General features: G+C 69.9%; 8 protein-coding genes. 6 read left to right on the top strand and 2 right to left on the bottom strand.

The window, feature by feature from the left end; all coding sequences use genetic code 11:
* Nucleotides 1-58 precede the first annotated feature (58 nt).
* Nucleotides 59-625 (top strand): hypothetical protein, encoded by a 567-nt coding sequence (locus AADR41_RS20675; protein ID WP_342282869.1) that lies wholly within the window; start codon nucleotides 59-61, stop codon nucleotides 623-625.
* 95 nt (nucleotides 626-720) lie between these two features.
* Here AADR41_RS20675 and AADR41_RS20680 read toward each other — a convergent pair whose 3' ends face one another.
* Both AADR41_RS20680 and AADR41_RS20685 read right to left on the bottom strand, forming a co-directional pair.
* Nucleotides 721-1,248: a hypothetical protein gene (locus tag AADR41_RS20680; RefSeq protein WP_342282870.1), complete on the bottom strand. Its 528-nt coding sequence runs from the start codon at nucleotides 1,246-1,248 to the stop codon at nucleotides 721-723.
* Nucleotides 1,154-3,583, bottom strand: coding sequence for a pRL2-11 (locus AADR41_RS20685; RefSeq protein WP_342282871.1), 2,430 nt, complete (start codon nucleotides 3,581-3,583; stop codon nucleotides 1,154-1,156). The genes AADR41_RS20680 and AADR41_RS20685 overlap by 95 nt, the downstream gene beginning before the upstream one ends.
* Nucleotides 3,584-3,791: 208 nt before the next feature.
* Here AADR41_RS20685 and AADR41_RS20690 point away from each other — a divergent pair, with 208 nt between their 5' ends.
* From AADR41_RS20690 to AADR41_RS20710, 5 genes are all read left to right on the top strand, one after another.
* Nucleotides 3,792-4,031 (top strand): hypothetical protein, encoded by a 240-nt coding sequence (locus tag AADR41_RS20690; protein ID WP_342282872.1) that lies wholly within the window; start codon nucleotides 3,792-3,794, stop codon nucleotides 4,029-4,031.
* Between the two features lie 39 nt (nucleotides 4,032-4,070).
* Complete coding sequence (locus tag AADR41_RS20695; protein WP_342282873.1) at nucleotides 4,071-4,253, top strand: hypothetical protein; 183 nt, start codon at nucleotides 4,071-4,073, stop codon at nucleotides 4,251-4,253.
* Nucleotides 4,254-4,354: 101 nt separating this feature from the next.
* Nucleotides 4,355-5,518, top strand: a complete 1,164-nt coding sequence (locus AADR41_RS20700; RefSeq protein ID WP_342282874.1) for a hypothetical protein — start codon at nucleotides 4,355-4,357, stop codon at nucleotides 5,516-5,518.
* A 665-nt stretch (nucleotides 5,519-6,183) separates the two neighbouring features.
* Nucleotides 6,184-7,539 carry a diaminopimelate decarboxylase gene (gene lysA, locus AADR41_RS20705; RefSeq protein WP_342282875.1) on the top strand — a complete coding sequence of 452 codons (1,356 nt, stop codon included), beginning with the start codon at nucleotides 6,184-6,186 and terminating at the stop codon, nucleotides 7,537-7,539.
* A gap of 9 nt (nucleotides 7,540-7,548) precedes the next feature.
* Nucleotides 7,549-8,477, top strand: a 929-nt coding sequence (locus AADR41_RS20710; protein ID WP_342282876.1) for a LysR family transcriptional regulator, incomplete at its 3' end; no start/stop codon positions are given.

Below are 8,477 nucleotides of genomic sequence, written 5' to 3' on the forward strand. Positions count from 1 at the left end.
GGTGAGCACGGGGCCGCGACGGCGGACTCCGGGCGCGTGGCTCCTCTACCGTGCGGCCATGGAACACACCCCGATGCCCGAGCCGCTGCGCCGGGCGGTCAACCAGATGGTGTACGAGGCGGTTGAGCGCTGCCCGGAGGTCATGAGCTACGTGGCCTCGGACGTCGCCCGGGACTGGAAGCGGATGACGCTGTACCGGGCCACCGACGCGGCCGACACCATGGACAGCGCGGCCATGCTCATCGCCGCGTACTGCCAGCAGGACGGCGTGGACCCGGAGACTCTGAACGGCTACCTCCAGCTCAGCCAGCAGCAGAGCCGGGCCGACGGACCGCAGGAGGACGACCGGGCACACCTGGCGGGCCTGCTCGGTCAGACGGCGCCCGCCGACGCCAGCGAGCTCGGGTCGGTGCGGATGCTGTACGGGCGCGGGCAGCGCGAGGCGGAGGCCGCGCAGCAGCCCGTGAATAGCCCGGAGGTGCTGTTCACGATGGCGTGCCTGCACGGGCTGCGGGCCAAACTGTGCGACGACCTCGGGTCGCTGGACCGGTTCCCGCCGGAGGTGGCCGCGATGGCCCGCCGGGTCGCGGAGTGCCTCGAAGTGCCGGAGCCGGCCACCGCGTAACAGCTTCGCGTGGTCGTTCGGGCAGCGTGAACCCATTCCGGGCCCCGGGAACGTCATGGCTGATCCCCCGGGGCCCGCGGTGTGTCCGAGCGGGGTCAGCTCGCGGGGTCGTCCGGGTCGGTGAGCCAGTTGACGACGTCGGCGTCGGTCATCCAGATCGCCTGCGTTTCGTGGGTTTCGCCGTGCTGGACGACGTGGACGCGGCCACGCTGCATGTGGAGCTGCTTCGGGGCGGGGCCGGCGAGCGGGGCGAGGCGCTGCCAGGTGTCAGCCGTGACTCGCGCCAGGACCACCGTGGCGAACAGTTCGTGGGCCGCCGCCCCGAGGACGCTGGTCCGGGGCGTGCTGTCGAAGATGACGTGGACGCGGGCCGCCCGTCCCGACCACAGCGCTTCCTCGAGCGCGGTGATGGCCGGGGACGTCTTCGGATCGTCCTGGCTCCGGAACATCTCCCAGTAGCGGGCGAGCCGACTCAACGTGGCGTTGGTGCTGTCCATCGCGACGATCAGCCGCGGCACGTCGGCGAGGTCATGGGCGTCGGCGAGGGCGTTTCGGCGCTTGAGTTCTTCGGCGAGGCCAAGGAGCGCGTCGTGGATGCCGGCGACGTTCCCGCGGTGGGTCACGGTCGGCAGGGCCTTCGCCCACAGGTGGGAGATCCGCGTGGGGTCGAGGACCAGGGCGTGGGCGCCCTGGTGCAGGAACTGGGCGGTGAGGGAGCGCAGCACGGTGGTGCTGCCGCCGCCGCTGGCGGTGCAGACGAGGACGTGCGGGGATTCGGAGTCCAGGTCGACGGCGATGGCTTGGCCGGTGATACTGATGCCGATGAGCGCGGTCCCCTCGGGCATCGCCTCTATCTGCTCGCGCAGGTCGGGGGCGTAGAAGCTCAGCATGGTGAGGGGCGTGTTCTTCTGCTTCATGGTGCGGGTTCCTCTCTGTGCTGTGCCTGGTGAACCGGGTGTTCTCCAGGGCCGGGGGATCGTGTCGGTGAAAGCGGACAGGTCCGGATTGGCGGGTGGCGGGTCGGATTTCCGACCCGCCGATCGCCAGGGGGCAGTCGAGGTCGGTGGTGCCGGTGGCGGCGCTGGGCCGGTTGCGGGCCCACTTCTTGAGGTTGCCGACGCGGTAGAGGAGTTCGGCGCCGCGTTTGTCGACCGAGGCGGGGAAGGCCGGATCGTTGGCGCGGGCGAAGCGCAGCGCGGCCAGGGTGATGTCGGGCAGGTGGTGTTCGGCGGCCTCGCGGAGCCCCACCGCCTGGTCGTCGTCGACCGGGGCCGGGGTCGCCGGCGGCGTCGCCGGGGCGGCGGCCGGGGCCGGGGCGAGGTTGTGGGCGTCGGCGGGCCGGTCCTCGTTCGCGGACGGCTCGGGGGCCGGCGGGAGTTCTCCGGTGCCGGTGGGCCGGGTGTCGGAGAGGGGGTCGGCGGGCGGTTTGTGCAGCTGCACCGGGGCGGGCCCGTCGGCGGCCGCGGCCTTCTTGCCGGTGGTGGCCCACTCGCGGGCTTCGGCCTCGGTGAAGAACAGGATCTGCGTCTCCCGCGCGGACCCGCCGCTGACGACCTGGGCGCGGCCGTGGTGCTTGGTGGACTTCGGCGCCGGGTGGACTTCCGGGGCGAGCATCCTCCAGGCGCTGACGCTGTAGCGGGCCAGGATGCGGGTGGAGAACTGCTCGCGAACCTTCGGACCCCTGAGGGCGCGGGCGGTGGCGAACTGCGCGACCAGGAGGACGTGCATGCGCAGCTGGCGGCTTATGTAGAGGATCTCGTTGAGCGCGTCGAGGGCCGGGGAGACCTTCGGGTCGCCGGACTCGCGGATCTTCTCCCAGTAGCGAGCCAGTTGCTTCATCGTCGCGTTGACCTCTTCGAGGAGGATCAACAGACGCGGGCCGATGGCCTTGGGGTCGGCGTCGATGCCCAGTTCGTCGGCGACGCGGGTACGGCGCCGGCCTTCTATGCCGAGGGCGACGAGCTGGTCGTGGATGTCAGCGATGTCGCGGCAGTACGTGACCCCGGGCAGACTGGACGCCCACAGGTGGGAGATCCGCTTGGTGTCGAGGACGAATACGAGCGAGCCGTGGTGGAGCATCTGGCAGGCGATGCACCGCAGGGTCACCGACTTGCCGCCGCCTGGGGCGGCGTTGACCAGGATGTGCGGAGACTCCGCGTCCAGGTCGACGGCGATGATCCGCCTGGCAGAGCCGATCCCGATGACGGGCGCGGACTCCTTGACGGCAGCCATGATCTCGCGCACCTTGGGGTCCTTGAAGGCCGTCTTCGCCGGGGGCTTGCGGGTCTTCTTCACCGTCACGTACGTCTCGCGGCCCGCCAGGTGCCAGGAGAAGGTGACGCCTTCCAGGGCGAGCTTGGTGGCGATGATGTCGGCGACCAGGTCCTTGGAGAAGTCCAGGCGGCCCGGGACGTCCACGCGGATCACCGCGTCGTCCTCGGAGAAGTTGCGCGGGATGTGGAGGTAGCGGCGCGGGTCGGTCTGTTCCGGCAGGCGCAGCGGCAGCGCGAGGGCTTCGTGCAGCGGGAGCACCCACTCCCGCATCAGCTCCCGGCGCTTGCAGATCAGCGCGAGGTAGGCGGCGGTCCCGACGGCCGCGGTCGACGCCGCGGCGATCCCGGTCTGCTCCAGCGCGGCGAGCGCGGGATCCGGGTTGGCCCATATCTCCTGGGCGGTGGCGACGGTGGCGTCCTGGTGAACGTACCCGGCCTGGTAGCCGCCCGCCCCAGTGACGGCGAGCATGCTGACGCGGAACGTCAGCCGCTTCCACCCGGCCCGGTACGACGACCTGGACACCCGGCCCTCCGCCTTCGGCAGGACCCGGGTGCCTGAGCGCCAGAACGTCGCGTCGGTCTTGCGCCCGCCGTCCATCGGCCGCCCGGCCAGGTACCTGCCGATGCCGAACGCCACCGACTCGGCGGTCTCTTCCACTTGCTTGTCGAACTTGGTTTGTGCCATGGCCGTGCCCTTTCGGTCTGCGTCCCGGCACCTCACACCCGGAAGCGGACACCGAACTTATGAGCGCTGGCCTGTGCATAGAGTTCGGCGAAATGCGGGCCCCGGGCTGCGATCTGTGGACATCTTCGCGGCCAAAAATCCGCAGGCGCCCCGCCTGTGCGGCGCGGTCGGTACAACGGCGGGAGGGATCAATCCGGGGAGGGACTGCATGACCGCACACGAAGAAGTGACAGAACGCGCAAAGCAGCACGAAAAGCTCGCCAGGATCTACGCCAAGAAGGCCCAGGAGGGCGACGCGGGCGCAGCCCAGCTGGCGCAGTCGTTCGCGTCGCTGGCGGTCGCGGCCCGGATGGAGCTCATGGACTGGCGCATGCGGGTGCTCGGTGACCAGCTCGGAGACGTGAAGAAGTCGATGGACGGCCTTCGCCGCAAGCTGCCCGAGCGGTGACATCCTTCAGCCGGCAGTGGCGGTGCTTACCGTGGGGTCGTGACCACTTCCTCCGATGACGCGGCCAACCCGGTGCCGGTGCGCGTCGTGCTGCCCGCCGACCCGGTACTCGGGCACCCGGAGCAGGAGGTCGTGGCGCGGTTGTGGAAGCGGCGGCAGGCCGAGACGGGCTGGCTGTACCTCGTGGGGCTGCCGTCGTACCGGGGTCTTGAAAACAGGTAATTCGGCCGATTTGACTGCAACCTCTTCGTTGTCAGTGGGACTGCGTATGCTCCCGCCCTGTCCACATGGCGTGAGGCATCTTTCAACTCAACAGAGGCAACGTGGCAAAGATCGATCCCATCGCCCGCGCGGCGGAGATGTCCGCGCGCGGCCTAATCCTCAAAGTCCCTTACCCTGGCGCGGACAAGCCCTGGCCAGCCATCTGCGTGACGTGCAAAAGCCCCACGAGGTCCAGCTACAGCAGCGTCATCACCAAGGGGCAAGGCCCCTGCTTCACATGCGGACAACGCAAGAGCTCTGCTGCGGCGGCCCTCAAACGCGCCGTGCCAGCCGACGTCGCGGAGGCACAGATCCGTGAGGCAAGTGTCGAACCGCTGGAGGACTTTCCCGGCACGCAGGGCACTTGGCGTTGCCTGTGCCTTACCTGCTTACACGAGATTGACGTGTGGTACTCCAGCGTCGTCTACGCCGGCAACGGAGCCTGCGACTACTGCTCCGGAAGCCGGGAGATTCCCGACGCCGACGCCCGCACGGAACTCCTCGACCTCGGCCTCGAAGCCCTTGTCCCCTACCGGGGATCGAACGTGAAGTGGCGCAGCCGCTGCACCGCGTGCAAAAAAATCGTCGACCCAATGCTGTGTAACGCCCGCAAGACGAAGTACCCCTGCCGATACTGCGCTCAGCGCGCTACAGATCCTGATGTCGCCGTTGAGATCATGAAGGAGGCTGGCCTGAAACCGCTCGCCCCCTTTCCTGGGAGCGTCAAAGCCGTCTGGAGGGCAAAGCACGTCGCCTGCGGCAAGCAGGTCGACGCCGTACTCGACAAGGTCATTCAACGTCGCCGGGCATCCTGCATCCACTGTGTCCGGTATGGCTTCAAGCCAGGTCTGCCCTCCTTCCTGTACTTGATGGTCCACATCGCGTTGGGTGCCGCGAAGGTCGGCATCTGCAACGACGGCAGCGGACGGATTCGAGATCACGAGCGCAACGGCTGGAGGCAGGTGCTGATCAGACCGTTGCCCGGGCATCTTGCCATGCGAGCCGAGCAGCATGTCTTGGACCGATGGTTCCTGCTTGACCTTCCCCAGGGGGTCTCCCGCCTCGACATGCCTCAGGGCGGCTGGACAGAGACCGTCGCCCTCTGCGATCGCACCCTGCCGGCGCTTCGCAAGGACTTCCATGCGGCGATCGCAGCCACCTTCGAGGTTGGCGGCGAGTTGGCCGAGGGCTGCGGCAGCGATGCAGATTCGGACTACCTGTTCTGACCGGACCCGGCTACGTTGCCGTCTGAGGGAGGAATAGCGCGCTCATCGAGTGGACTGCGCGCGCCGGCTGAGCTGCCATTCAGCAGCCCGGCACGCACTTCTGCACCGGCAGCGCCGAGACCTACGCCCTGCTGCACCAGACGGTCGTCGGCCTTGAGGCCCAAGAACGACTCGCCGACCTCGGCGAATCGCCCGACGTGATCGTCGCCTCGCTCGGCGCGGGCAGCGGATTCGGCGGCATCGCACTGCCGTTCATCGGCGGGATGGCCCGCGGTGAGCGGCCGGTTCGCTGCGTGTCCGTGGAGCCGTCCGCCTGCCCCAAACTCACCAGGGGCCGCTACGCATACGACTACTCGGACACCTCCGGGCTGCTGCCGATGCAGAAGATGTACACCCTCGGCCAAGAGACGGTCCCTGCTGGCCGCTCCCCACCCCGCGTCAATGACGAGTGCCGACTCAGTGGACCTAGCGTCTCCTGTCAGGGTCAGCGCAGTACCGAGGCCGTCGTCCAGCGGGACGTCCACAACGGCTACGGCTGCTGCGTGCCCGCCGCCAGCATCGCGCGAGCATCGAAAACCTTGAGGCTCAGCCATAGAAGAATGCGCTTTTATGACCCCCCGCTCAGGCCGCAGGATGGCTGCGAGCCGGCTTCCGGGGAGGAACGCATGACATCAGCGATCGAAACGGGCCTGCTGCCCGGCACATCCGAAATCCGTCCCGAAGGGCTGGCCGTCGGTGGCGTCCTGCTCACCGAACTGGGGCGACGTTTCGGCACACCCCTCTTCGTGTACGACGAGGAGCATCTGCGCCGGCGCTGCCGGGAGGCGGTCGCCGCGTTCGGCCGGGACAACGTCGCCTACGCCTCCAAGGCGTTCCTGTGCACGGCCATGGCCCGGCTGGCCCATGAAGAGGGGCTGTTGCTCGATGTCGCCTCCGGCGGCGAGCTGCGTGTCGCGCTGCACGCCGGGGTACCGGCCGGGCGGATCGTCCTGCACGGCAATAACAAGGACGAGGTGGAACTGCGCACGGCTATGTCCGCCCAGGTGCGGCACGTGGTGGTCGACAGCTTCGACGAGATGGACCGCATCGAGCGGCTGCACTCCGAGGAACGCCTGCCTCCCGCCCGGGTCCAGCTACGGGTGGCGCCCGGAGTGGCCGCCGGAGCGCACGCGGCGATCCGGACCGGTGGCAACGACTCCAAGTTCGGCTTCGGCCTCGCGGACGGAACCGCTGCGGCCGCCGTGCGCCGGGCCGCCGGCTCCCCTGCGATGATCCTGGAAGGCGTCCACGCGCACGTGGGCTCGCAGGTGCTCGACACGGCACAGCTCGCGGCCGGCGCCGCGGCCGTCGCCCGGTTCGCCGCCGACACCCGGTTGCACCGGCTGACGGTCGGCGGCGGCCTCGGCGTCGCGTACGAGGCGGGACAGAGTGCACCGTCGTTCGCCGAGTGGGCGGCCCGGGTGCGCACCGCGGTACGCGACGCGGGCTGGGCCTCCTCGGTGACCGTGGAACCCGGCCGGTCCATCGCCGCCAGTGCCGGACTGACCCTCTACCGGGTGGGCACGATCAAGCGCATCGAGGGCGTGCGGACGTACATCGGTGTGGACGGCGGGATGAGCGACAACCTGCGCCCCGCCCTGTACGGCAGCCGTTACGAGGTCTTCCTGCCACGCAGCCCGCGCGCCTCCCGGCCCCTGCGGGCACGGCTGGTCGGCAAGCACTGCGAGAGCGGCGACGTGATCGTCGACGAGGCCGCGCTGCCCGCCGACGTCGCGGTGGACGATCTCCTGGCCACGCCGGTCACCGGAGCCTACGGATACGCCATGGCCTCCAACTACAACAAGCTGCCGCGCCCCGCCGTGATCTTCGTGCGGGACGGCCGCGCCCGCACCGTGGTGCGCCGGGAGACCGAGGAGGACCTGCTGCGCCTGGACGTGGACGAGCCCGCCGGGCTCCCGGCGGGGGCGGCCCAGGCGGTACGGTCCGGTGCCGGAGCGGCGCAGTGCGTCGGCACGGCCTAACCTGACCCGATGCTGAACAGTGCCCGACTGCTCGTCCTGCTGGAGATTTCCCGTACCGGCACCATCGTGGCCGCGGCCCAGGCGCTGCATCTGAGCCCGTCCGCGATCTCGCATCAACTCGCCCGGCTGGAGCAGGAGCTCGGCGTGGCGTTGGTGGAGCGTCAGCCGCAGAGCCTGCGGCTGACCGCGGCCGGGGTGCGGCTGGCCGAGCACGCACAGGCGGTCGCCGATCTGATGGCCGTCGCACAGGACGAGCTGCGGGCGCACTCCGAGGGCGAGGCCGGTGTCCTGCGACTGGGCTTCTTCGCGTCCTCGGGCCTGGAGCTGCTGCCCCGGGCTCTGTCGGGGTTCGCGGCGGTCCGGCCCCAGGTCGAGCTGGAACTGATCCTCGGCCAGCCGCACGAGTTGGTGCCCGACCTGGAGGCGGGCCGGCTGGACGTCGCGGTCGTCTTCGAGCATCCGCTGGACCCCTGGTGCCGGCAGGCGGCCGTGGACGTGGAGATGTTCTTCGACGAGCCGCAGCTGGTGGTCCTCCCCCTGCGACACCGCCTCGGGCGGCACGAAACGGTCCGGCTCGCCGCTCTGGAGGGGGAGAGCTGGATCGGTACGCACGGCGGACACACCGGCGAACCGGTCCTGGAACGCGCGTGCGCGGCCGAGGGCTTCCAGCCCCGGGTCCGCTGCCGCAGCGATCACTACCAGGTCACGATCAACCTGGCTCGCGCGGGCATGGGCATCGCACTCGTCCCGGCCCTCGGACTCGGCGACACCGCCGGCGTGCACGTCTGCCGACTGGACCACCCCCGGCTGCACCGCCGCATCGGAGTCGCCACCCGGTCCACCAACCGCAACCCGCTGCTGCGGATCTTCCTCGCCGAGCTGCGGTCGGCCGCCGAGGAGATCCGGTCGCTGCTGGAGGTGCAGTGGGGGGGTGCGCG

Origin of the sequence: Streptomyces sp. CLV115 (genome assembly GCF_038448545.1) — a bacterium.
Taxonomy (GTDB): Bacteria; Actinomycetota; Actinomycetes; order Streptomycetales; family Streptomycetaceae; genus Streptomyces; species Streptomyces sanglieri.